Genomic DNA, 22,498 nt, shown 5'->3' on the forward strand with positions numbered 1-22,498 from the left:
GCTGGTTTGAGCGCAAGATTATCCGCCTTTGAAACCTACGCCGACGCTGGCGCGCGGCTGTTCCATTTCCGTGCTGGTGACCGGATAAGCGCAATAATCGGCAGCATAGAAAGCGGCGGGGCGATGGTTGCCCGAAAAGCCGATCCCGCCGAAAGGCGCGGCAGAGGATGCGCCATTGGTCGGGCGATTCCAATTGACGATGCCTGCACGAACATTCGCCCAAAAGCGATTATACTGCTGCGGATTTCCGCCCACGAGCGAGGCCGAAAGGCCAAAGCGCGTATTGTTCGCCTCGGCAATGGCAGCATCGAAACTGTCCACCCGGATCACCTGCAAAAGCGGACCGAACAATTCGACATCGGGCCGTTCCGGCATGTTGGTCGTGTCGATGATCGCTGGAGTGACAAAAGGTTTGTCGTCTTCCAGACGGCGCATATGCCTGATCGCCTTGCCACCGTGGGATAGCAGGTAGACGAAGCTTTCGGTCAGCTGGTCGGCTGTCGCATTGTCGATGACCGGTCCCATGAAAGGCGCAGGATCGTCAAACGGTCCGCCCACAATGATGCGGTCGGTAAGCGCCTTCACTTCGGCAATGGCTTCATCGTAAAGGTCCGACTTGACGATCAGACGGCGCGCCGCGGTGCATCGCTGACCAGCGGTGGTGAAAGCCGACTGGATGATGAGCGCCGCAGCATCGCTCATCTTGGGCGTATCCCACAGCACGATGGGATTGTTGCCGCCCATTTCCAGCGCCAGGATCTTGCCCGGATCGGTCGCCAGCTTCTTGTTGATGGCAATGCCGACCTGGGCAGAACCGGTGAACAGCACGCCGTTTACATCGCGGTGCGCGACAATCGCCTTGCCTTCATCCGGTCCGCCGATCAGTAGCTGGACCACGCCCTCCGCGATGCCCGAGCGGTTGAACAGCTCAACCAGCTTTGCGCCGACCGCCGGAGTTTTTTCCGATGGCTTCAGGATGACGCAATTGCCTGCGATAAGCGCCGGGACCATGTGGCCGTTGGGCAGGTGCGCGGGGAAGTTGTATGGGCCGAGCACCGCCATAACGCCATGCGGTTTGTGACGCAGAGCAGCGGTGCCTTGCAGCGCGCTGTCGAGCTTTCGCTGGCCGGTCCGTTCAGCATAGGCGTTTACCGAAATATCGACTTTGGCGATCACCGCCTCGACTTCAGTGCGCGCTTCCCACAGCGGCTTGCCCGTCTCGCGCGCGATCAGTTCTGAAAGCTCATCATGATCTGCGCGGACTTCATTCACGAAACGGCGCATCAGCTCGATGCGATTGGCGAGCGGCTGGGCAGCCCATTGTGGCCACGCCTTGCGCGCGTTGGCGACAAGCTGGTCCACATTGCCATGTTCGCCGCGCCACAATTCGGCGCCGGTTGCCGGTTCGAATGAAATCAATTCCTGGGTCGCGGACAATTCACATAACTTTCACAAAGAAGCGTTTGGCATGCCTCTAACGGTTCGATCCCGATGGCGCAAAGGGCATCAACAAATGTAAATCAAATGAGACATTTTGGGACGGTCGATGAGTGGGAGAAATGCGCCCTCAATGGCCTGCAGGGATAGGCGATTCGCCAAGCGCGTGTCCCATCTGGCGCACCGCCGCGATCTTATCGTGCAAGGGCTGCCAATCGTCGCGCTCGGCTATCGCATCCCAGATTGTTTCGACCTCGTCGATGAGCATACTCTGCTCCACGCCATCGGACCAGTAGGCGTGATCGCTCTCGACTGCTCTCACGCCGTTGAGCGCCGTTGCCAGCACGCCGGTTGCGTCCCGGCCACCGCGGTGGCGATAAAAGAAGGCGTCCGGCCCGATCTTCTCCTCACGCATCGTCACCTCCGCCGCTTCGATTAGCGCGGCGTCTTCTTCGGCAGAGCGGCGCTCTACACCAAGCCGCCAGCAGAAACGCCTCATCATGGCCTCGGCATAGAGCGGTCCGAATCGTTCGAGGGCAGCAATCAGCGCATCGCTTTCGGCGAGCGGGCGCAGGGCTATGGCGAGCTGGTGCAGATTCCAGCGGATCGCTTCGGGCTGGCGACCGAATGCGTAAAGACCCGTCTGGTCGAAATAGGCAGCGGTGAATTCAGGCTGCCACGCGGGCAGCCAGCGCCATGGTCCGTAGTCGAAACTCTCGCCCGTAATGTTCATATTGTCGGTATTGAGCACGCCGTGGACGAAGCCTGCGACCATATAGCTCGCCGCCAGATCGGCGAGCCGTTCTGTCGCTTGGTGAAGCAGGATAACCGCGGGCTCATCGCGTCCCGGCGCATCTTCGGGTGGGCGAGGGCCGGGGAAGGCATCGAGGCAGTAGTCCACCAGCTTCGCGAGTGCCGCATGCTCCTCCAGCACCATCAGACGCTGGAAACTGCCAATGCGGATATGTCCGTGGCTGAGCCGCACCATCACTGCTGAGCGAGTGGGCGAAGGCTCATCATTGCGCCACAGCTCCTCTCCTGTCTCGACGACGGAGAAGGTCTTCGAGGTGTAGACGCCGAGCGCTTCCAGCATTTCGGTTGCGAGGATTTCTCGCACCGCACCTTTCAGTGTCAGCCGCCCATCGGCGGTGCGACTATAGGGTGTGGTGCCGCTGCCCTTGGTGCCGCAATCGAGCAAGCGGCCATCGCCATCGCGCATCTGCGCAAACAGGAAGCCGCGGCCATCGCCGATCTCGGGATTGTAATTGCGGAATTGGTGGCCGTGATATCGCAGCGCTAGCGGCTGCGGCAGATTACGCGGCATCGGTTCGAATCGCCCGAAATGATTCACCCAGTCATCATCGGAGAGGCTTTCCAGCCCCACCGCTGCATCCCAGCGGCTATTGCGAAAGCGCAATTGGTGCGCGGGAAACTCCGCCGCCTTCACCGGATCGGCCAGAAATGGCGCGATTTCGGTGATTTTTGTATCGGGTGTGTACGGTGCAGGTTGCGGTTCAGCTCGCATGTTTGCATTAGTGGCGCTCCGCAGGCTCCGCCGCAAGGTGGACGTGAAATCAGGGGAAGCATGTTGGCAGCACCGGCCTACGAAGATGGCACATGGCAAAGCGCCGATGGGCTGACCTTGCATTACCGCGATTACGCCGGGCGCGATGATCGTCCGCCGATTCTTTGCCTTCCCGGCCTCACGCGCAATGCCCGCGATTTTGAGCCGATCGCCGACACTTTCGCCGGGGAATGGCGCGTGATTTGTGTGGAATTGCGCGGTCGCGGGGAAAGCGAATACGCCAAGGATCCGGGCAGCTACAACCCGCTGCAATATGCCCAGGATATCGATGCACTGTTCGAGCAGGCGGGCCTGAAGCAGGTCGTTGCCATCGGCACCTCGCTCGGCGGGATCATCACCATGCTGATGGCGGGGCAGGATGCCAGCCGCTTTGCTGGCGTTGTGCTTAATGATATCGGCCCGGTGATCGAGCCCGATGGCCTCGAGCGCATCAAGGACTATGTGGGGCAAGGGCGCAGCTATCCAACATGGATGCACGCCGCTCGGGCTATCAAGGAAACCAATGGCGTCGCCTTTCCCGATTACGATACGCAGCAATGGCTCGACTTCACCAAGCGGGTGATGTGCCTCAGCGGCAATGGCCGCATCACTTTCGACTACGATATGCACATCGCCGATCCTTTCGACGACCAGCCCGAAGGTGTGGATTTCGACATGTGGCCGCTGCTCAAATCGCTCTCTGGGCGGCCGGTGCTGGCACTGCGCGGTGAGCTGTCGGACCTGCTTTCGGCAGAGACGCTTGCGAAAATGGAGCGGGAAGTGCCCGATCTGGAAGCAGTCACCGTGCCGCGCGTCGGCCATGCGCCCACTCTCGCAGAGCCTATAGCGCAGCAGGCTATTGCCAAATTGCTTGGTAAAATCGCATGAGCCGCAAAGTCCCCAAAATCCTGCATTTGCATTCGACATTCGATCCGGGCGGAAAGGAATTGCGCTGCGTCCGGCTCATCAATGCGTGGGGCAAGGATGTCGACCACGCGATCGTCTCGGGCTATCTCGACAAACGCGGGGCGGCGCACCTTATCGGATCGAAACCGCGTATCAACTGGCCGAAATTCCCTTCTCTTCGCGGGAAGCCGACGCCGGGGCGCTTGAAGAATATTGCCCAGGCCATGGCAGGGTATGATCTCATCTGCACCTATAATTGGGGCGCGATCGATGCGGTTATGGCGCATACCGTGTTTGCCGATGCCTTCAAGCTGCCGCCGCTGGTGCATCATGAGGATGGCTTTAACGAGGATGAGGCAAACCGGCTTAAGCGGCGGCGCAATTGGTATCGGCGGATCGCGCTCGGGCGCACGGCCGCGCTGGTCGTGCCCTCTGCCAAGCTGGAGGATATTGCGCTCAACACGTGGGACCAGCCGCGCACCCGGGTACGCCGTATTCCCAATGGGATCGACACACGCGCCTTTGCCGCCCCTGCCAAGCGAGATCTGCTGCCCGGCCTGATCAAGCGGAAGGACGAATTCTGGCTCGGGACGCTGGCGGGACTGCGTGCCGTCAAACAGCTCGATATGCTGGTGCGCGCCATGGCGAGCCTGCCCGACGAATGGCAATTGGTGATCGCAGGTGAGGGCCCGGAACGCGATGCACTGCTGGCCGAGGCTGAACGGCTGGGGCTGGAAGACCGCGTGCACTTGCCCGGCTTTGTGAAGGAGCCACAAAAACTTATCGGCCTGTTCGATATGTTCGCCTTGTCCAGCCAATCAGAGCAGTTTCCGATCTCGGTCGTCGAAGCAATGTCCGCCGGGCTGCCCATCGTCGCGCCGCGTGTCGGCGATATCGGCAGCATGGTCGCGAGTGAGAATGGGCCGATGCTGGTGGATGCAGGCGATCAGGAAGCTCTCACCAATTCGCTCGCCAAACTCTCCGTCGATGCAGAAGCGCGCAAGCGGATCGGCAAGGCCAATCGCGACAAGGCGCGCGCCGAATTCGATGAAAATCGCATGATCGACCGATACCGCGCGCTGTATTGGGGCCTCATGGAAAAGTACCCCAAGGCCTGATCGCGCCGATCGCCGCTTCAGCCGGGGTTCAGCGCAGCGGGGACAGCCTTGCATCTTCGATTGAAAAGCGCCGCCCATCCGCTAGGGAGGGGCGCAACATTCTCAATCCGCATGATAGACAAGACACGTGGCACGCAAACCAACCCCTACAGACAGCACCGCTGACAAGAAACCTGCCGAGCGCAAGGATGCAGAGCAGGAAATGCTCATGCGCGAAGTGGACGAGGCGGTTCGCCAGGATGAAGTCACCACTTTCGCCAAGAAATACGGCTGGCCTCTGGGCATCGTCTTCGTTCTGGGCATGGCGATCCTTGGTGCGTTTCTGTTCTGGCAGTCGCGATCCGAAGGCGCCCTGGATGAGCAGTCCGAGCAGATCATCCTGGCGATGGATGAGCTGGAAGCGGGCAATGTCGACATTGCCGATGGCGATTTGCGGGAACTTTCCGAAGGCACCGATGGCGCAGCGGCAATGGCCGCAATGCTGCGCGCCGGGATCGCTATTCAGCAGGATCGCACCGACGATGCGGTCGCGCTGTTCGACGGTGTCGCGAACAATTCCGAATTGCCTGCCGAATTGCGCGATCTTGCAGCGATTCGCTCTGTCACGCTGCAGTTTGACGATATGGACCCGCAGGAGGTGATCAGCCGCATCGGTCCGCTCGCACAGCCGGACAATCCCTATTACGGCAGCGCGGGCGAACTTGTGGCCCATGCCTATCTGGCGCTCGATCAGCGTGACCAGGCCGGTCCGCTTTTGATCGCCGTTTCGCAGAATGACGACGTGCCCCCGTCAATCAGGGGCCGCACCCGTCAGCTGGCCGGATATCTGGGCTTCGATGCCATTGAAGATGTCGACGAGACGCTGGCGGAAATCACCGGCGAAGGCCCGGCAGAAGCTGCCGATGTCGAGCTGGTCGAATAAGGATTACAGGAAGCCGATGAGCACCTTCGCAATGCGTAAGAAAATGAAATTCATTCCCACCGCAATCGCCCTTTGCGGCGCTCTCGCCCTGACAGGATGTGAGACGCTAGGCCTTGGCGGCGGCGATGACGAGGACGAAACGCCGACACTCGGCAATCGCCAGCCGATCCTCTCGCGCATCGCTACCGAAATCGTCGCCGATCCCGCGCTGGCCAATGTTGCTGTGGTGGTTCCGCCTGCGCAGACCAATGACAGCTGGCCGCAAGCTGGCGGCAATGCTGCAAAGGTGGCCGGGCACGTGACGCTGTCTACGAACCCTTCGCGCATTTGGACCGCGCAGATTTCGGGTACGACCAACACCCGCCGCCTCGCTTCGGCCCCGATCGCGGCCGATGGCATGGTTTTCGCCGTCGATACCAGCGCTGTGATCCACGCATTCGACGCCAATACGGGCGCGCGGCGCTGGCAGCACCGGATCGAGGTTTCCGGCGATCTGGAAGATGCGACATTCGGCGGCGGCGCGGCGTATAATGGCGGACGCATCTATGCGACCAACGGCGTTGGCGATGTGGTGGCTCTAAATGCTGCGACCGGAGAGCAGATCTGGCGTGTGAAGCCCTCAGGCCCGCTACGCGGCGCACCAACCGTGGCGTTTAACAACGTGTTTGTCATGACGCAGGACAACCAGATTTTCGCGCTGTCGACCGAGGATGGCGAAGTCAGCTGGCAGCAGGCCGCCGCCACAGGTCAGTCCGGGGTATTCGGCGTTGCCGCTCCTGCTGCGGGGCAGGGCACCGTGATCGCGGGCTTCTCCTCGGGCGAGCTGGTTGCCTATCGTTATGAAAATGGTCGTGAACTTTGGTCTGACGCGCTCGCGCGTACTTCGATTTCCACGCAGGTCGGCACGCTGACCGATGTGGACGCCGATCCGATTATCGACCAGGGCCGCGTTTACGCTCTGGGCCAAGGTGGCCGCATGGCAGCTTATGAGCTGCTGACCGGCCAGCGTATCTGGGAATTGACGCTCGCGGGTATTTCCGCACCTACCATCGTGGGCGAGTGGGTTTTCACTCTCACCGATGATGCGCGCATTCTCGCTATCCAGCGCAACACCGGCCGCATTCGCTGGATGACGCAGCTGGAGCAGTGGCGCGATCCCGAAGACCGCGAAGGTCCGATTTTCTGGACCGGTCCGGTGCTTGCCGATGGTCGATTGTGGATCGCCAGCTCGCGTGGTTACGTCAAATCGGTCGATGCGATGACGGGCACTGTCGCAGATTACACCCGTCTCGATGACGGCGTCTCGTTGCCGCCCGTAATCGCCAACAGCACCATGTATATCCTCGACGATAGCGGGCGGATCACCGCCTTCCGCTAAGCGCGGTTAAATCCTTCACCAGTCGCCGTCTCGCAGCGGGACAGCGGCATTTGACGTTACGCGGCCTTTAACCCTTCTGGGCTAATCGACGGCGTGATGAATGCGCACACATCAGACATGGTGCCCGGCCCTGTCCGGGATGCACCGCGCCCTCCGGCGAGCGACGTTTCCGGCTGGGTAGGGTTCGTCGGGCTGATCACGTTGCTCGCTTACATTCTGTTCGCGCGCAGTTTCCCCGAGATTTCAGCGGCTTTGGGCTTTCCGAACAATCTGGGGCGGCTGTCCGGACCATATTCCGCTTTGCTCGCGATGGTGCTGACAGGCGGCGCGATGGCTGCTTGGTCCGTGTTCGTCGAGAAGGTGCATCGAAACCCCACCACCGGCATCGATTGGGACGATCGCCGCGCGTTTAGCGATGTGCTGGATATTTCGATCACCAAGCTCGCCGGCCTTTGGGCAACGTGGTTCATCATCGCCGGGCTTTATTGCCTCGGGCGCTGGTATTGGGAGGGGAATTACCTCTTCGCAATGAACGTGCTGGGCGCTGCGATTATCCCGTTGGTGGTGCTGAGTGTACCCTATGTCATCTGGATCGACCGGGTGATGACCAATCCGCGCGATTCCTCATGGCATTTCGGCGCGATGTTGATTGGCAAGGAAGCCTATGACTTCGAGCAGGTGAAAAAGCACTGGCGCGCCTGGATTATCAAGGGCTTTTTCACCGCGTTCATGATCTCCATCCTGCCGATCGGCTTCGCCACCGTCGTGGACACCGAGACGTCGGAAATCCTGAACAATCCGGTGTTACTCGGCGTTTTCCTGTTCGAGATCCTTTTCGTCATCGACGTGCAGATCGGCACGGTGGGCTATCTGCTCACCATGCGTCCGCTCGATGCGCATATTCGCAGCGGTAATCCTTACCTTTCCGGCTGGATCGCAGCGTTCGCCTGTTACCCGCCGCTCGCTTGGGGCGTGCTGGGCAATATCATCAACTATGAAGTGAACACTGCTGACTGGGCATACTGGTTTGCCGATTATCCGGCGCTGCTATGGGCTTGGGCCGGATGGCTCGTGTTCCTGACCGCAGTCTATGCCTGGGCGACCGTGGCTTTCGGTATTCGCTTTTCCAACCTGACCTATCGCGGCGTGCTGACCAACGGACCGTATCGCTACACGCGCCACCCTGCCTATGTGTCGAAGAACCTATTCTGGTGGTGCGCGACCATGCCATTCCTCGTCACCAGCGATTCTCTGACCGACGCGATCCGCAACACGGCTTTCATCATGGCGGTGAGCGCCATTTATTATTGGCGGGCACGCACCGAAGAGGCGCATCTGCTCGCCGAAGATCCGAAATACCGCGAATATTACGACTGGATGCAGGAGCACGGGGTCATCACCTCGCGCCTCGCCAAGCTGCTGCACTGGGCCAATCCGCGCAAAGGGCAGGGCCGTATGGAGACGCAACCGGCGGAGTGATTATGCTCCGGCGTTCCCGACGATAAAACACGCTGTGGCCATCAGCGCCCCGGCAAACCTATTTGAACGAAAGCGATCGAGTGGATTGTCCGCGCCGCTCGTTTCCAAAGTCGCGACTTGCCAGAACAGGTGCAGCGCCAGCGGGATGAGCGCGAGCAGCGCGATCCAGTCGGACCGAAGCAGCCAGAACGCGAGTGCCCACAGGCCAAGCGCGGCGATATAGAAAGCGGCAACGCCCGATTTCACCCGCCCACCCATACGCAGGGCAGAGCTCTTGATACCGACCAACGCGTCATCCTCACGGTCCTGCAGAGCGTAGATCGTATCGTAGCCGATGGTCCAGCAGGCCGCGCCCGCATAGAGCGCGAACATCACGGCGAGATTGTCGTCGCGAAGCGCCATCCAGCCCACCAGCGCCCCCCAGTTGAAGACCAAGCCCAGCCACGCCTGCGGCCACCATGTAATCCGCTTCATGAAGGGGTAGGCGGCGACCATGACGAGGCTGCCGAGCGCCACCAACTGCGCTTCCAGCCGGAGCTGGAGCAGGACAACAAGCCCGACAAGGCACAGGCTTATGAGCCACACCCAGGCCGCGCGCTTGCTGACGCGACCGCTGGCAATGGGGCGCAGCGCGGTCCGCTCGACCTGTTTGTCGAGATCGGCATCGACGATATCGTTATACACGCAGCCCGCCGCACGCATTGCAATCGCGCCGAGCAGGAGCCAGGCGAGCAACTGCCATTGCAGCCCCGCGCCCGTCAACCACGCACCCCACACGCAAGGCCAGAACAGCAGCCACCAGCCGATAGGGCGGTCGAACCGCCCCAGCAGTGCATAGTCGCGAAACGGCTGCGGCAGGCGCTCGGCAAGCGATTTGTGCTGGCTGTCCGGAGTGATGGTTTCTGCGCTCATGACTTGCCTGTTAGCGATGCTTCGTCTTAGTGCCTAGCCATGCCCGCGACGCACGACCCGAAGACCCCGGCATGGCCCCCACGCAGCGCGCCGCGGCTGTTTGTCGACACGCCTCTGGGCGAAGGGCAATCGTTATCGCTGGAGGGCCAGCAGGCGCATTATCTGGCGCGTGTCATGCGGCTGGATCGCGGTGATGCAGTGATCCTGTGCGACAACCGGACAGGCGAATGGGTTGCGGAAGTGACCGATCCGGGCAAGCGGGCCATCGCGCTGGGCGTGAAGGAAATGCTTCGCCCGCGCGAAAATGTGCCTGACCTTTGGCTCTGCCCGGCTTTGCTGAAAAAAGACCGTTTCGATCTGGTGCTGGAGAAGGCGACCGAGCTTGGGGTGTCAGCCATTCATCCGGTCATCACGCGCCGCTGTGTGGCCGACAAGCTCAACCTCGATCGTGCCGAGCGGATTGTCACTGAAGCGGCAGAGCAATGCGCGCGCACGGCTCTGCCGGAAATTGCCCAGCCTTTGCGGATCGAAGACTTCTTGCGTGAACTGCCTGCAGACCGGCGCCTATTCTTCGCCGATGAGATGGGCGGGGAGCCCGCCGTGCGCGCCTTCACACCGGATGCCGCACCCGCTGCCATCCTCACCGGCCCGGAAGGCGGCTTTGACGATGCCGAGCGTAAAGCCATCAGATCCCACCCCAATGCGAAACCAATTTCGCTCGGCCCGCGAATATTGCGAGGGGAAACCGCGGCCATGGCAGCGGTCTCCCTATGGATGGGCGCAGCAGGCGATTGGTGAAAGCGTGCTTGCCGGTGGGGTAAGCAAATAATTTCGTGGCCAATCAGAACCTATCGGCTAAGGCGCGGATCGAGTGAGAAGGAGAGCTGATGAGCACACGGCAGGCATCCGGCAGCGACGAACCGCGTATCGAACACCGTGACCAGCTGGCCGCACCAATGCAGGCGGGCGAGAAGCCTGCTTCGGCATGGCGCATCGGCACCGAACACGAAAAGCTTGTTTACAAAACCACCGATCACCGCGCGCCTAGCTACGGCGAGCAGGGCGGCATCCGCGATATACTCATGTCGATGCGCCAATTCGGCTGGGCGCCGGTGGAAGAGGCGGGGCCGAGCGGCAAAGTCGATGTGATCGCCATGTCTGGTCAGGACGGCACGATCAGCCTAGAGCCTGCGGGCCAGCTCGAACTGTCCGGCGCGCCGCTCGAAACATTGCACCAAACTTGCGCGGAGACCGGCCGCCATTTGACTCAAGTGAAGACCGTCGGCGAGGACTGCAACGTCGGCTTCCTCGGTCTCGGCATGTGGCCGGACAAGGCCCGCGAAGACCTGCCTGTCATGCCCAAGCAGCGCTATGAGATCATGATGCGCCACATGCCGCGCGTCGGATCGCTTGGCCTCGACATGATGCTGCGCACCTGTACCATTCAGGTTAATCTGGATTATAGTTCAGAGGCGGATATGGTGAAGAAGTTCCGCACCGGCCTGGCGCTACAACCGCTCGCCACCGCGCTTTTCGCCAATTCGCCTTTCACCGAAGGCAAGCCCAACGGATTTCTATCCTATCGCAGCCATATCTGGAGCGACACCGATCCGCATCGCACCGGCATGCTGCCTTTCGTGTTCGAAGATGGCTTCGGATACGATCGCTATGTCGACTATATGCTCGATGTGCCGATGTATTTTGTCTATCGCGATGGCAAATATCATGACGCCGCAGGCCTGAGTTTCCGCGACTTCATGAAGGGCGAGCTGTCCATCCTTCCGGGTGAGCTGCCGACCGAAAGCGACTGGTGGGATCACCTCTCCACCGCCTTCCCCGAAGTGCGGCTGAAAAGCTTCCTTGAAATGCGCGGCGCAGATGGTGGTCCGTGGAACCGCATCTGCGCTTTGCCAGCTCTGTGGGTCGGCCTGCTTTATGACGAGACCGCGCTCGATGCGGCGTGGGACTTGGTCAAGGACTGGTCGATGGAAGAGCGCGAGGTCCTTCGCAATGCCGTTCCTGCGCAGGGTCTGGACGCCGCCATTCCCGGTGGCGGAGCCCTGCGCGATCTGGCGCGGGAAGTGCTCGATATCGCCCATGCCGGCCTTGCCGCGCGCGGGAGGCTCAACTCCATGGGCGATAATGAAACCGGCTTCCTCAATCCGCTCCGGCAAATCGTCGATAGCGGGAAAGTCCCCGCCCAGGTCCTGCTCGACAAATACCATGGCGAGTGGGGCAGGGACATTTCGCGGATCTACGAAGAGAGCTTCTGATCCCTACTCATAGCAGACGACCTCAAACTCGATCCCGTCCCAGTCGAAGAAGTAGAAGCTGTGCGGGCCGGGCTCGTATTTGCCATGGCTGAAGGTTTCGAGGCCGTGCCGTTTCACCGCATCTTCGGCAGCGGTCAGGTCAGGCACTTGCAGCCCCACATGGTTCATCGGCTTGCCCTTTTCCTGACCGGAGTAGTCGCCACCGTCGGCCCATAGTGCGAGGTAGCTCTCATCCGATCCGACATGCGCAAATTCACCGCGCACGCCGTGCTGCGCGCGGGTGCGCGTGCGCCAGCCCATCAAGTCTTCAAACAGCGCAATCGACCGATCGAGATCGCTGACGGTAAGGTTCACATGCTCGATGCGGGGTGCGGTTATGGTGGTAGTATTCATCGCAAGTCCTTTTTCTAAGTACCTCTATTTGCGCCGATCCGTGCGGTTCCGCATAGGTTCGTGCGAATCGTGGCTTGCACACTCATGCAACCTCAAGCTAAGTTGAGGTCAAGCTTTTGTAGACAAATTCGCGTTAGGGCAGGGGAATGCAGGCAAACTTCATCACCATCGGCCAGCTCGCAAGGCGCACCGGCGTCGCCGTCTCTGCGCTACGCTTTTATGAGGAGAAGGGCCTGCTCGATCCGATCCGCACCAGCGGCAATCAGCGCCGATTCCTTCGCGGCGATATCCGCCGGGTCAGCTTTATCCTGATCGCGCAAAAACTTGGGTTAGGCCTCGCGGAGATCGAGGAGCAGCTTGCCAGCCTTCCTCAGGGTCGCAACCCCACGCTCGCCGACTGGCAACGCATCAGCCGCCAGATGCGCGTCGAAATCGATGAGAAGATCAAGCTCCTCAACCGCACCCGCAATCAGCTCGATCAGTGTATCGGCTGCGGTTGTCTGAGCCTTGAGAAGTGCCGACTCTACAACAAGGATGACAACCTGGGGCTGAAGGGTCCGGGGCCGCGAGCGGTTCTTGATTGACCTGATGCGTTAGCCGCTGTGGCAATCGGGGCAGCATGTCTGGCAACCCTCGACTGAATTGAATTCTTCCCGGGCATGGCCCATTGCCGTCTCGCATTTGGCGAAGTCGCCGAGTGCCTTGCGATTGTCCTCATTCGGCAGGAATTGGCATTCCTCGGAATGAACGACGTGCTCCCCGCGATCATTGGCTTCTGATTTGACGTAGTAATGCGGCATGACAATTCTCTCCTTCACCGGAAAGAATGTCGGGACCGCTTCGGCGTTCCAATCTACTCTGCGGCCAGCGCTTCCGCTTCGCCCAGGTCAACGCTGACCAAGCGGCTTACGCCCTTCTCCACCATCGTCACACCGAACAGGCGGTGCATGCGGCTCATGGTGACGGCGTTGTGGGTCACGATCAGATATCTCGTGTTGGTTTCGCGGACCATGCTATCCAGCAGGTCGCAAAAACGCTCGATATTGGCATCGTCCAGCGGCGCGTCGACTTCGTCCAGTACGCAGATTGGTGCCGGATTGGTTAGGAAGAGCGCGAAAATAAGGGCTGTTGCGGTTAATGCCTGTTCGCCGCCAGAAAGCAGGCTGAGCGATTGCAGGCGCTTGCCCGGCGGCTGGGCATAAATCTCCAGCCCCGCTTCGAGCGGATCGTCGCTATCGAGCAGCGCAAGATGCGCTTGACCGCCTTCGAACAGGCGCGTGAAGAGACGGCGGAAGTGGCCGTCCACCTCCTCGAATGCCGCCCGCAGGCGCTCGCGGCCCTCGCGATTGAGATTGCCGATGCTGGATCGCAAGCGGCGCACCGCTTCGGCCAATTCTTCCTGCTCGGCAGCGCTTGCTCCGTGCTCTTCCTCAATCCGCGTCAACTCATCCGCAGCGACGAGATTGACCGGGCCGATCCGCTCCCGGCTTGCGACCAGTCTGTCCATTTCCTCATTCTCGAGGGCAGAGGCTTTTACCTCCTCCTCGTCGAATTCGAATTTGCCGGACAGCATCGAAGGCGGCGACTGGAAGCGTTCGCCCGATAGCCGCGCCATTTCCTCGCGGCGTTGCTCTTCATTCTCGGCCCGCGCGGCCAGCGTGGCGCGGTGTTCGCGCGTGGCGGAAAGCGCTTCATTGAGATCGGCGAGCGCGCTATCGGCCTCGCGCGCTTCGGCTTCGGCGCTGCGCACGGCTTCCTCTGCTTTGGCGAGCTCTTCGGTCAGCCGTGCGCGCACCTTTTCGCCGCCTTCGATTTCGCGCATCAGGCCTTCGGGCTTAGCGGCGATAACCGCGCGTTCTTCCTCGATCTCTTCAAACCGCGCGGACATGCCGGCAAGCCGGCCCGCCGCATCGCCCGCGCGCGCCTGCCAGCCCTTCATATCCGCGCGCTGGGCCGCCACCCGTTCGCGTTGCCCGGCGAGCGACTGATCATGCGCGGCGAGCGCGGCATTCGCGGCCTGCAGCATTTCGCGCGTGGCTTCGTTCTTGGCGCGCGCCGCATCCAGTGAGGCACGGCCAGCTTCGGGATCGGGCAATTCGGCCAGCTTGGCCTTGGCAGCTTCCAATTCGTTTGCTGCGATATCGCGCTGGCTGGCCTGTTCTTTCAGCGCATCGGCCAATTCCTCACGGCGCGTGGCGAGCCGTTCGCGCCGCGCCTCAGCCTGATCGAGAGAACGCAAGGCCTGCCGTTCACTTTCCGATGCTTCGGCCAGAGCGCGATCGTGCGCGATCAGCTCGCGTTGCAGAGTGGCCAGCGCATCCTGTGCCTCCGCCTGCTGGCTTTCCGCTTTTTCCGCTGCTTCGCGCAGAGCAGGAAGCTGGGCTTCGAGTGCTTTGAGCCGATTGTCCGCTTCCAGACGCGCTGCTTCGGCAGCACCTTCTCCGCGCGCGACGAAGCCGTCCCAGCGGCGCAGGAATCCGTCTTTCGTGACGAGCCATTCGCCTGCACCGAGGTCGCGGCCATCGTCCGCGTCCACGACATGGACCAGCGCTAGGCGCGCGGCGAGTTCGTCCGGACAATCGCGCAAATGTTGGTCGAGACTGTCGGCCACCGGAGAGGGCGCTTTGGAGCCGGTCCAGTAACGACCTTCCGCTCCGCTGTCGGGCGAGCCGAGCGGCGCCTTGGCATCGCGGCCGAGCACGGCAGCAAGAGCGCGTTCATAGCCGGGCTCCGCCGCCACCCGGTCGAGTGCAGCGGGAAGGCCATGCTTGCCCGATTTCTGCCGTGCGCGTGCCTCCCGGTCGCGGCTAAGCGCCTGGAATTCGCGCTCGACACCGACCAGTTCCGCCTTGGCGCTGGATAAGGCTGCCGCAACCTCATCGCGCGCCTGCGCGAGGGCATCCTTCCGGCTCCGCTCAGTGTCGATCTTCTCGCGCAATTCGCCAAGCTGCGTCTGCGCGGTGGAGAGAGCGTCTTGGGCCGCTGCGAGATCGGTTTCGGGATCGCTTTCGCCGGTTAGCGCGGCTTGTTGGTCGGTTATGCGTTTCGCTTCCGCCTCCAGCCGGTCGAGCCGCAACTGCGCCTGTGCGATCTCCGCCTCGGCCACGCGCCATTCGGCTTCTACGCCTGCATGGTTGGCCGTCGCATTGGCGAGAGCGAGTTCAGCAGCGCGGCCCGCGCGTTCGGTGTCCTCGACCTTGGCGGCAAGGGCAGGCCGCGCGGCTTCATCCGCTTCGAGCGCCTTTTCGCCCGCTGTCAGGGCCGCTTCTAGGTCTTTCAGCGCCTTTGCCGCATCCTGCGTCATGCGGTCGGCTTCGAACTTGTCTTCCTCCAGCCGCGTCTTCTGCCGGTCGAGATCTTTCAGGCGCTGTTCGGCTGCCTCAAGCTGGCTGGAAAGCGCTGCCATCCGGTGGCCATGCGCGCTGGCATCGTCACGGCGGTCCGCCAGCTCGTCTCGCAATTCGGCGAGCTTTACCGCGAGCGCGTGCTGGGCGGATTGTGCGGCCTTCGCGGCCTCCTGCGCTTTGGAGACCTTCTCGTCCGCAGATTTCGCCTGACTGCGCGCCGCCTCTGCCGCCGCCGCCGCATCGCGCCAACGGGCGAACAGCAGCCGTGCTTCGGCAATGCGGATTTGGTCGGACAGCTTCTTGTAGCGCTCTGCCTGCTTGGCCTGCCGCCGGAGTGAGGAAATCTGGCTGTCGAGTCCTGCCATGAGGTCTTCAAGCCGTTCGAGGTTCTTCTCGGTGCTGCGCAGTTTGCTCTCGGCATCGCGGCGGCGCACGTGAAGACCGGCAATGCCAGCTGCCTCTTCCAGCATCATCCGGCGTTCGGTAGGCTTGGCCGCGATAACCTGAGCGATCTTGCCCTGGCTGACGAGGGCGGGCGAATGCGCACCCGTCGCCGCATCGGCGAACATCAGCGAGATGTCCTTGGCGCGCACATCATCGCCATTCAGGCGGTAAGCGCTGCCTGCACCGCGCTCGATCCGGCGCGTGACATCCAGCGGGTCGCCATCATCATCGGCAGCGTGGAGGACGACTTCGGCGAAATCGCGCGGAGGGCGACCAGCAGTGCCGGCGAAGATCACATCCTCCATTCCGCCAGACCGCATGCTTTTGGGCGAGTTTTCGCCCATCACCCAGCGGATAGCTTCGAGAAGATTACTCTTGCCGCAACCGTTGGGGCCGACAACGCCTGTCAGCCCCGGCTCAATGCGCAATTCGGACGGTTCGACGAAGCTTTTGAAGCCGCTTAGGCGAAGCTTGCGAAACTCCATCCCCGCCCGCCTTGTCCTTACTCGGTCCGCGCGCCGGCGCGTTGCAGAGCTTCTTCGAGATTGGCCCAGGTGATGCCATCGACCCGGCCGCCATTCACGAAGAAGGTTGGCGTGCCTTGCACACCGAATTCCTCTGCCTGCTCCTGCCAAAGCTCATCGATTGCGAGAACGTTTTCGGTGTCCGAAAGGCAGGCAGCTGCCTGATCCCGGCTGAGACCACGCTGGGCGAAGAAATCATAAAACCCTGCGGCATCTGCGGCGAGTACGAAGCGCTGGCCTTCAGGCAGCTCGCCTGCGGTCTGCAATGTTTGAGCGCCCTGCTGGATCTGCGGCTGCAGCGCGGCCAGATTGTACCACACCTGATCGGACAGCGGGTGATACACCTCATCCGGTCCGCAGCGGACCATTGCGGCCAGCGTCAGATCGAACATGTTCAGCACGGCATTGCGGATTTCGTAGGAAACCACGCCGGTGCTGACATAGTTTTGTTTCAGCGGCTCTGCACCTTCCTGCGTAAAGGCGGCGCAAGCGGGGCAGGTGAGCGACGCGTATTCGACAATCTTGATCGGTGCATCGGGATTGCCGAGCACATAGCCGCCATATTCGCTGACTTCGACCATATCGGTCCAGGCTTGGCCTTCGGGCGCTTCGATAGAGGCGATGGGATCGCCTTCTTCAACTGCGCCGCCGCCAGCGTCGCCGCTACAGGCAGCGAGAGCCAACGCGATTGGCGCAGCAAAGATCGAATAGGCAAGACGTTTCGGCGAAGTGGTCATCAAACTTATATTCCCGTCGAAAAACGAACCCCGAAGGTAGACAGATGCAAGCACAAGCGAAAAGCGCCCGGGGTCCGGAAATGGCGCTTTTACACAGGGTTTTCCCCTTATTCGGTGCTCGTTGACATGTTTTCGCGTTCGGAAAGCAGCACTTGGCTGAGTTGCGGCCAGCTATGCACGCCGTCAAGCAGTGTGCCGTTGAGCACAAAGCTGGGCGTTCCCTGTACGTTAAATTCGGCAGCATTCGCGCCTGAGGCAGCGACAATCTGATCGGCGCGCGCTTCATCGGAAAGGCATCTGTCAAGCTCTGCGACGGTGTAGCCTTGCGGCTCCATCATCTCATAGAATTCAAGATCGCTGGCGATTGCGCGCATGCGAGAGGCGAGTGTGCCTGAATTCCAGCGCGCCTGCTGACTGGGGGCGAGTTCACGCGCACGGGCTAGCCAATTGCCCTGCTCATGCATCATGATGCGGTGATTGACGAAGAACTGATCGGTCTCGCCGCATTCGGTCACCAGCGCCGCGGCCACATCGGCGATATTGCGGATCAGATGGCGCACTTCCAGCGCAGCATAGCCTTCGTGTATGTACAGATAGCGCAGCTCCGCCTCGCTCTCCTCTTCGAAGTGTGCACAATGGGGGCAGGTGTAACTGACAAATTCGATCAGCTGCAGCGGCGCATCGGGATCGCCAAGGCGAAAGCCTTGTGCGGTTTCCTCCACCGTGCCGTTCCAGTGCTGCGCTGCGCCGGGCGCGGCAGTGAATGCCAATGCCGATGCTGCAACCAGAGCAAAGCCAGAAAGAGTCCAGCTCGTCATTTCGTGTCATCCTCCTTGTTCGCCACGCTTTGGGCGAGTGATTCCAATACTGCGCGCAGCTCCGGATCGCCGATATCGCGAAGGCCTTCGCCAAGGTCCATCGGAATGGGCTTGAGCGAGGGCGGCGCCTTGCGGCCTTCTCCAGCATTTGGCGTCTTAACCGCGCCTTGCCGAATCTTGACTTTGGCCACCGCCTTATAGCCGAAAAAGCGATTTACCCGCTCGATAATTTCAGGGATCACGTGCTGGATCAGCGGCGCATGCGCGGGAAGCACAACCAGCTGCATGATCCCGTCGGATTTCTCGCCCGGCGGAAAACGAATGCTTTCCGGCGTGCAAACCTTGGCATGATGCGGTCCGACGATTTCGGGCCAGCGGGTGACGATGGAGCTTTGCACGAAGCCGAAGCGGCGAAAGGCCGCACGGCCGATCTGCGGGACGAGATCCGATACCTGCTTCGCCGGGCCGCCGCGCGGTCTCTGGTAGGGCTTCGCTTTCTTGCGCGCGCTCGGCTTGGCGGCCTTCGCAGCATTCGGGGCGGTCTTCCCCGATTTCGGTTTATCGTCGCGTTCCATGAGAAGTCCTCTCATGCCATAGGCGCGGCGTGACTGCCACCATCTCTTCACGCCTTTTTGACTGGTATAACGATCACGCGCGCGATCTGCCGTGGCGCGCACCGCCCGGCGGGTCGCGACCCGATCCCTATCGCGTATGGCTTTCAGAAGTCATGTTGCAGCAAACGACTGTGGCGGCCGTCGCGCCTTACTTTGCGAAGTTCACGGACGTTTGGCCGACTGTCGAGGCGCTCGCCGCTGCGCCCGAAGAGGACGTGATGGCCGCTTGGGCGGGGCTGGGATATTATTCGCGCGCCCGCAATCTGGTGAAATGCGCGCGGACTGTGGCGGAGATGGGCGGCTTCCCTCAGGCAGAGGCGGAGCTGAAAAAGCTGCCGGGCCTAGGCGATTACACAGCAGCCGCTGTCGCCGCGATTGCCTTTGGCGAGCGGGCTGTCGTGGTCGATGCCAATGTCGAGCGGGTGGTCGCACGCCTTTTTGCAATCGAAGAGCCGCTTCCCGCTGCGCGAAAGGCGATCCGTTCGCGGGCGGATGAGATCACGCCGGATAATCGCGCGGGCGATTTTGCGCAGGCGATGATGGATCTGGGGGCGACGATCTGCACGGCGCGCGATGCGCGGTGTTTACTGTGCCCGCTCCACACCGAGTGTGAAGCGCGAAAGAGCGGCGATCCGCTGCGCTTGCCGGTCAAGGCTCCGAAAAAGGCTAAGCCGAGCCGCACGGGCACGGCTTTCTGGATAGAGCGCGACGGAAAGGTTTGGCTTGTCACTCGCGAGGGCAAGGGAATGCTGGGCGGAATGCGGGCTCTGCCGGATGACGGCTGGTCAGCGCGCGCCGACGGTAGCGAGGATGCTCCTGTACCAGGCGCGTGGAAGGCAGCCGGCGTGGTGCGCCATTCCTTTACCCATTTCGATCTCGAACTCGGCATTGCGCAGCATGCGGACGCAGACCCTTCACCAGCAGGCGAAGGCGAGTGGTGGCCGATTGACAAAATGGACGAAGCAGGCCTGCCGACGCTGTTTGCGAAAGCCGCGCGGCTGGTGCTGGCTAACCGCGATTAGAACCAGCCGCCGCCCAGCGTCAGCCGGAGCGCGGCGATCACCAGAATGACGAAGCAGAAATTGCGTCCGCTATCGCTGCGCGACAGCTGGCCGAAAATTATTCCGACCACGATAAATGGTAGAGCAATCCAGTTCGCGATACCAAGACCCGGAACGAGGCCGGGAATAACGAGGACAAGCGACAACAGGCCGAGAATAAATGCGATTATATTGAACATGTGTTTTATATAGGTAATACACTCCAGTTGTGCAAGCTTGCTGCCGAGAATTCCGCTGCTAAACCTGCCTCCAAATCCCGAAACGGAGAAATCCCCCAAATGTACGATCAAGCTTTGAACCTGCCGCTTTCCCGCCGCGCCGCCATGCGTTCTGGCGCTGCTCTTGGCGTAGGTGCAGCGGCCAGCACGCTGCCGCTCGGCAATCTCGCTTTTGCGCAATCGGTGGATGCCGCGTCGCGCTGGCCGCAGGTTGCCTCCATGGTCGATCGCTATATGCAGCGCGGCACATTTTCCGGGATCGTTACCGCCATGGGCTTCGGTGAGCGCGAGGCCGATGTGATCGCCAGCGGCACCCGCAGCTTTGACGTGGGCGGGGCCGTGGGCCCGGACACGCTCTACCGCATCTATTCCATGACCAAGCCGATTACCGGCATGGCCGTGATGATGTGCATCGATGATGGCCTGCTCGAACTCGACCAGCCGCTGCATGAGATCCTGCCCGGCTTCCGGAACATGCAGGTACAGAAGACTTATGACGGGCCGATAACTGCCAGCAACCTGGAACCGGCGGTGCGACCGATCACGATCCGGCACCTGCTGACGCACACGGCAGGCTTGGGTTACACGATCGTGCAGCAAGGACCTTTGCGCACAGCCTATGGCCGCGCAGGGATCGTGCCGTCGCTATCCAGCCGCCTGCCGATGGCGCAGGACCTTCTTGGCGGTCAGCCTGCGCCGAGCCTCGAGGAATTTGCCGACAACCTCTCCGAATTGCCGCTCGCGCTGCAGCCGGGGACACGCTGGAGCTATTCGGTGAGCATCGACCTGCTTGGCCGTGTCATCGAAGTCGTGACCGGCGAAGCCTTCGACGCATTCCTCCAGCGACGCATTTTCGATCCGGTGGGCATGCCGGATACGGCTTTCTCCATTTCGCCGAGCGATACGGGCCGGATGACGGCCAATTACTTCCTGCTTGGCGGTATGCCGATGCCGGTCGATATGCCGAACAGCACGGTCTATCTCGATGAGCCGCCTTTCCCCTTCGGTGGGGCCGGGCTGGTCTCCACTGCGCGCGATTACGATCGCTTCCTGCAAATGCTCGCCAGGCTGGGCGAGATCGACGGTGTCCGGGTGATGAGCGAGGATGCTGTCCGCCTCGGCACAAGTGATCTTTTCCCCGATACGCTCGCCAGCAATGGCCGTTTCAGCAATGGCGCGGTGACCTTTGGCTTTGGTGCTGGCGGCCTTGTCGGGACAGGCGATCTGGCTGGCCTGTTCGGCTGGTATGGCGCTGCCGGTACGGCTGGCCTCGTCCATATGGGCCTTGGTCTGCGCATGACGATGATGACGCAATACATGCCGGCCGAGCAATTGCCGCTTCAGGCCGACTTTACCCAAACCGCCCTGCAGGATGCACTCGCGCTCGTCTCGCAATGAGCCATGGTTTCAAGCCAGCGCTGACCGGTCATGGCATGGACCGGGACGATCACACGCGCGCCGATCCCGAGAAGCTCGCCGCAGCATTGGCGCATGCCGATGCGCGTTTGCTCGCTCTCGACGGATTGATGCCGGTGATGGAGGGCAACGCGCTGGTACTCGGTCCGCTCGATGACGCGGCGCGAGGAGCGGAACTTGTCTATCTCGGCCTGAAAGACGGCGCACCTTTGTTTGCGAAAGTCCCTGACAAGGGCGACACACGGCAAGCCTATGAACAGCGCGCCAATCGCGCTTTGCTGATGCAGCTCAATCCGCGCGATCTGGCGATTTATGCCGGAGCGCGCAGCCTTGTCGATTGGCATGCGCGCCATCGCTTCTGCGCCAATTGCGGCAAGCCGACAGTGCTTTCCAAGGGCGGTTGGCAGCGCAATTGCTTGGGAGACAATGGCGGTTGCGGTGCGCCGCATTTCCCGCGCACGGATCCCGTCGCGATCATGCTGGTCGAGCATGAGGGCGACGTTCTGCTCGGCCGCGGACATGGCTGGCCGGACGGCACCTATTCCGCGCTTGCAGGGTTTGTGGAACCGGGAGAAAGCCTGGAAGAAGCTGTCTCTCGCGAGACGTTCGAAGAGGCGGGCGTGACGGTCAGCGACGTGACCTATGTCGCCAGCCAGCCATGGCCGTTCCCATCGCAATTGATGATCGGCTGCCACGGCAGGGCCGACAATCGCGAACTCACTATCGACGAAACCGAAATGGAAGACGTGCGCTGGTTCTCCCGCGCAGAAGTGGCAGAGGCAATGAGCATGGGCCGCGAGGCGAAAAGTTTTGTCGCCCCGCCGCACGAGGCCATCGCCCACACCCTGCTTGCATGGTGGCTGGCTGAAACGGATAGCTGATCGATACAGCCCGCATTCAGCAGGATTGGTCTTGCAGGCAGGCCGGATTTCTCATC

21 protein-coding genes are annotated in these 22,498 nt (G+C 61.5%); 11 read left to right on the plus strand and 10 right to left on the minus strand.

What is annotated here, in order from left to right:
- Positions 1–18: 18 nt before the first annotated feature.
- A complete protein-coding gene (gene astD, locus I5L03_RS05850; RefSeq protein ID WP_197921470.1) occupies positions 19–1,416 on the minus strand; it encodes a succinylglutamate-semialdehyde dehydrogenase in 1,398 nt (465 codons plus the stop codon).
- A gap of 151 nt (positions 1,417–1,567) precedes the next feature.
- The gene (locus I5L03_RS05855) at positions 1,568–2,962 is read right to left on the minus strand and encodes a protein adenylyltransferase SelO family protein (RefSeq protein WP_197920826.1); all 1,395 of its coding nucleotides are present in this window, start codon (positions 2,960–2,962) and stop codon (positions 1,568–1,570) included.
- Between the two features lie 60 nt (positions 2,963–3,022).
- Between I5L03_RS05855 and I5L03_RS05860 the strand changes: the two genes are divergently transcribed.
- The 5 genes from I5L03_RS05860 to I5L03_RS05880 all read left to right on the plus strand — a co-directional run bounded on the left by I5L03_RS05860 (position 3,023) and on the right by I5L03_RS05880 (position 8,804).
- Positions 3,023–3,889: an alpha/beta fold hydrolase gene (locus I5L03_RS05860; protein WP_197920827.1), complete on the plus strand. Its 867-nt coding sequence runs from the start codon at positions 3,023–3,025 to the stop codon at positions 3,887–3,889.
- Positions 3,886–5,025 (plus strand): glycosyltransferase family 4 protein, encoded by a 1,140-nt coding sequence (locus I5L03_RS05865; RefSeq protein WP_197920828.1) that lies wholly within the window; start codon positions 3,886–3,888, stop codon positions 5,023–5,025. The genes I5L03_RS05860 and I5L03_RS05865 overlap by 4 nt, the downstream gene beginning before the upstream one ends.
- A gap of 127 nt (positions 5,026–5,152) precedes the next feature.
- The gene (locus I5L03_RS05870; RefSeq protein WP_197920829.1) at positions 5,153–5,947 is read left to right on the plus strand and encodes a tetratricopeptide repeat protein; all 795 of its coding nucleotides are present in this window, start codon (positions 5,153–5,155) and stop codon (positions 5,945–5,947) included.
- Between the two features lie 16 nt (positions 5,948–5,963).
- Entirely contained in the window at positions 5,964–7,325 is a 1,362-nt protein-coding gene (locus I5L03_RS05875; RefSeq protein WP_234035101.1) for an outer membrane protein assembly factor BamB family protein, read from the plus strand.
- Positions 7,326–7,421: 96 nt separating this feature from the next.
- Entirely contained in the window at positions 7,422–8,804 is a 1,383-nt protein-coding gene (locus I5L03_RS05880) for a methyltransferase family protein (RefSeq protein ID WP_234035102.1), read from the plus strand.
- Here I5L03_RS05880 and ubiA read toward each other — a convergent pair whose 3' ends face one another.
- A complete protein-coding gene (gene ubiA, locus I5L03_RS05885; RefSeq protein ID WP_197920830.1) occupies positions 8,805–9,716 on the minus strand; it encodes a 4-hydroxybenzoate octaprenyltransferase in 912 nt (303 codons plus the stop codon). It lies immediately after the preceding gene.
- 39 nt (positions 9,717–9,755) lie between these two features.
- Between ubiA and I5L03_RS05890 the strand changes: the two genes are divergently transcribed.
- Together I5L03_RS05890 and I5L03_RS05895 are read left to right on the plus strand one after the other, a co-directional pair.
- Positions 9,756–10,514 (plus strand): 16S rRNA (uracil(1498)-N(3))-methyltransferase, encoded by a 759-nt coding sequence (locus I5L03_RS05890; RefSeq protein ID WP_197920831.1) that lies wholly within the window; start codon positions 9,756–9,758, stop codon positions 10,512–10,514.
- Between the two features lie 89 nt (positions 10,515–10,603).
- Positions 10,604–11,989, plus strand: coding sequence for a glutamate--cysteine ligase (locus tag I5L03_RS05895; protein ID WP_197920832.1), 1,386 nt, complete (start codon positions 10,604–10,606; stop codon positions 11,987–11,989).
- Positions 11,990–11,992: 3 nt separating this feature from the next.
- Here I5L03_RS05895 and I5L03_RS05900 read toward each other — a convergent pair whose 3' ends face one another.
- Positions 11,993–12,382 (minus strand): VOC family protein, encoded by a 390-nt coding sequence (locus tag I5L03_RS05900; protein WP_199803223.1) that lies wholly within the window; start codon positions 12,380–12,382, stop codon positions 11,993–11,995.
- Positions 12,383–12,528: 146 nt separating this feature from the next.
- On the opposite strand from I5L03_RS05900, the gene soxR reads away from it, so the two are divergent.
- Positions 12,529–12,966 carry a redox-sensitive transcriptional activator SoxR gene (gene soxR, locus I5L03_RS05905; protein ID WP_197920833.1) on the plus strand — a complete coding sequence of 146 codons (438 nt, stop codon included), beginning with the start codon at positions 12,529–12,531 and terminating at the stop codon, positions 12,964–12,966.
- Between the two features lie 9 nt (positions 12,967–12,975).
- Here soxR and I5L03_RS05910 read toward each other — a convergent pair whose 3' ends face one another.
- The 5 genes from I5L03_RS05910 to I5L03_RS05930 all read right to left on the minus strand — a co-directional run bounded on the left by I5L03_RS05910 (position 12,976) and on the right by I5L03_RS05930 (position 18,827).
- Positions 12,976–13,182, minus strand: a complete 207-nt coding sequence (locus I5L03_RS05910; protein ID WP_197920834.1) for a hypothetical protein — start codon at positions 13,180–13,182, stop codon at positions 12,976–12,978.
- A 53-nt stretch (positions 13,183–13,235) separates the two neighbouring features.
- Positions 13,236–16,658, minus strand: coding sequence for an AAA family ATPase (locus I5L03_RS05915; RefSeq protein WP_197920835.1), 3,423 nt, complete (start codon positions 16,656–16,658; stop codon positions 13,236–13,238).
- A gap of 17 nt (positions 16,659–16,675) precedes the next feature.
- Complete coding sequence (locus tag I5L03_RS05920) at positions 16,676–17,434, minus strand: thioredoxin domain-containing protein (protein ID WP_197920836.1); 759 nt, start codon at positions 17,432–17,434, stop codon at positions 16,676–16,678.
- Between the two features lie 107 nt (positions 17,435–17,541).
- A complete protein-coding gene (locus I5L03_RS05925) occupies positions 17,542–18,252 on the minus strand; it encodes a DsbA family protein (protein WP_197920837.1) in 711 nt (236 codons plus the stop codon).
- Entirely contained in the window at positions 18,249–18,827 is a 579-nt protein-coding gene (locus I5L03_RS05930; protein ID WP_234035104.1) for a DUF721 domain-containing protein, read from the minus strand. Before I5L03_RS05930 ends, I5L03_RS05925 begins: the two co-directional genes overlap by 4 nt.
- 29 nt (positions 18,828–18,856) lie before the next feature.
- Here I5L03_RS05930 and mutY point away from each other — a divergent pair, with 29 nt between their 5' ends.
- Complete coding sequence (gene mutY / locus I5L03_RS05935; protein WP_197920839.1) at positions 18,857–19,888, plus strand: A/G-specific adenine glycosylase; 1,032 nt, start codon at positions 18,857–18,859, stop codon at positions 19,886–19,888.
- Here the strand turns inward: mutY and I5L03_RS05940 are convergent.
- On the minus strand, positions 19,885–20,106 hold the full coding sequence (locus tag I5L03_RS05940; RefSeq protein ID WP_197920840.1) for a hypothetical protein: 222 nt from the start codon (positions 20,104–20,106) through the stop codon (positions 19,885–19,887). The two genes, mutY and I5L03_RS05940, sit on opposite strands and share 4 nt — an antisense overlap.
- Before the next feature lie 99 nt (positions 20,107–20,205).
- Here I5L03_RS05940 and I5L03_RS05945 point away from each other — a divergent pair, with 99 nt between their 5' ends.
- A complete protein-coding gene (locus I5L03_RS05945) occupies positions 20,206–21,543 on the plus strand; it encodes a serine hydrolase domain-containing protein (protein WP_197920841.1) in 1,338 nt (445 codons plus the stop codon).
- A complete protein-coding gene (nudC, locus tag I5L03_RS05950; RefSeq protein WP_197920842.1) occupies positions 21,540–22,442 on the plus strand; it encodes an NAD(+) diphosphatase in 903 nt (300 codons plus the stop codon). Before I5L03_RS05945 ends, nudC begins: the two co-directional genes overlap by 4 nt.
- Positions 22,443–22,498 lie beyond the last annotated feature (56 nt).

The sequence above is a fragment of the Aurantiacibacter sediminis genome, assembly GCF_016019885.1.
Classification (GTDB): Bacteria; Pseudomonadota; Alphaproteobacteria; order Sphingomonadales; family Sphingomonadaceae; genus Alteraurantiacibacter; species Alteraurantiacibacter sediminis.

Coding starts and splice junctions, on each gene's coding strand:
- I5L03_RS05855 (WP_197920826.1), bottom strand. CDS start 2,962: ATGCGAGCTGAACCGCAACCTGCACCGTACACACCCGATACAAAAATC.
- I5L03_RS05860 (WP_197920827.1), top strand. CDS start 3,023: ATGTTGGCAGCACCGGCCTACGAAGATGGCACATGGCAAAGCGCCGAT.
- I5L03_RS05865 (WP_197920828.1), top strand. CDS start 3,886: ATGAGCCGCAAAGTCCCCAAAATCCTGCATTTGCATTCGACATTCGAT.
- I5L03_RS05875 (WP_234035101.1), top strand. CDS start 5,964: ATGAGCACCTTCGCAATGCGTAAGAAAATGAAATTCATTCCCACCGCA.
- I5L03_RS05880 (WP_234035102.1), top strand. CDS start 7,422: ATGAATGCGCACACATCAGACATGGTGCCCGGCCCTGTCCGGGATGCA.
- ubiA (WP_197920830.1), bottom strand. CDS start 9,716: ATGAGCGCAGAAACCATCACTCCGGACAGCCAGCACAAATCGCTTGCC.
- I5L03_RS05890 (WP_197920831.1), top strand. CDS start 9,756: ATGCCCGCGACGCACGACCCGAAGACCCCGGCATGGCCCCCACGCAGC.
- I5L03_RS05895 (WP_197920832.1), top strand. CDS start 10,604: ATGAGCACACGGCAGGCATCCGGCAGCGACGAACCGCGTATCGAACAC.
- I5L03_RS05900 (WP_199803223.1), bottom strand. CDS start 12,382: ATGAATACTACCACCATAACCGCACCCCGCATCGAGCATGTGAACCTT.
- soxR (WP_197920833.1), top strand. CDS start 12,529: ATGCAGGCAAACTTCATCACCATCGGCCAGCTCGCAAGGCGCACCGGC.
- I5L03_RS05910 (WP_197920834.1), bottom strand. CDS start 13,182: ATGCCGCATTACTACGTCAAATCAGAAGCCAATGATCGCGGGGAGCAC.
- I5L03_RS05915 (WP_197920835.1), bottom strand. CDS start 16,658: ATGGAGTTTCGCAAGCTTCGCCTAAGCGGCTTCAAAAGCTTCGTCGAA.
- I5L03_RS05920 (WP_197920836.1), bottom strand. CDS start 17,434: ATGACCACTTCGCCGAAACGTCTTGCCTATTCGATCTTTGCTGCGCCA.
- I5L03_RS05925 (WP_197920837.1), bottom strand. CDS start 18,252: ATGACGAGCTGGACTCTTTCTGGCTTTGCTCTGGTTGCAGCATCGGCA.
- I5L03_RS05930 (WP_234035104.1), bottom strand. CDS start 18,827: ATGGAACGCGACGATAAACCGAAATCGGGGAAGACCGCCCCGAATGCT.
- I5L03_RS05940 (WP_197920840.1), bottom strand. CDS start 20,106: ATGTTCAATATAATCGCATTTATTCTCGGCCTGTTGTCGCTTGTCCTC.
- I5L03_RS05945 (WP_197920841.1), top strand. CDS start 20,206: ATGTACGATCAAGCTTTGAACCTGCCGCTTTCCCGCCGCGCCGCCATG.
- nudC (WP_197920842.1), top strand. CDS start 21,540: ATGAGCCATGGTTTCAAGCCAGCGCTGACCGGTCATGGCATGGACCGG.